The organism is Pseudothermotoga sp. (genome assembly GCA_025060105.1).
Taxonomy (GTDB): Bacteria; Thermotogota; Thermotogae; order Thermotogales; family DSM-5069; genus Pseudothermotoga_A.
Map to the genome: position 1 here is coordinate 1 of JANXCS010000019.1, position 527 is coordinate 527.

At 58.6% G+C, this 527-nt stretch carries 1 protein-coding gene and 1 tRNA gene; one reads left to right on the forward strand and one right to left on the reverse strand.

The window, feature by feature from the left end; genetic code table 11:
- Positions 1-274, forward strand: a 274-nt coding sequence (locus NZ875_09670) for a hypothetical protein (protein ID MCS7176002.1), incomplete at its 5' end; no start/stop codon positions are given.
- A gap of 18 nt (positions 275-292) precedes the next feature.
- On the opposite strand, the gene NZ875_09675 is transcribed toward NZ875_09670, so the two are convergent.
- A tRNA-Asn gene (locus NZ875_09675) sits at positions 293-368 on the reverse strand.
- Between the last annotated feature and the right edge of the window lie 159 nt (positions 369-527).

Here is a 527-nt window from a genome sequence, read left to right on the forward strand (position 1 = left end):
CTATCCTATCCAGCCGCGCAACGCGAGCCGGTTCCTGGGGATGCCGATTGTGGTGCGCAAAGCGGGCAGCAACACGCCCTACATCTACATCGGTAGCGACAACGGCATGTTCTACGCCATCAACGCCGACAATCCACAGGAGTTCTACGTGTACGATGGCAGGAACAACGGGGAATCGTTCAAGCGCTCGCCCAGCCTCTCAGGTTTGGGGGCAGATGACGTTGTGGTCGCCGCTTCAGAAAACGGCAAGGTACTAGCGTTCCCGCTGAGGTGACGGGGTGTACAACGAAAATGGCTCCCCGGGCAGGACTCGAACCTGCGACCTAGTGGTTAACAGCCACCCGCTCTGCCGACTGAGCTACCGGGGAACCTTGCGGATAAGAATCTACCAAAAAACCCTTGCTTTGTCAAGGGGGAAGTAGCCTCTTTGCAGTGACCTGGCTTGCAAACGCAGACACGGCACTGCCGGGAGGAGGGGGATATGGCTCAGTACTCAGGCGGCAGGGGGCGGTACAGATAGTAGCGAG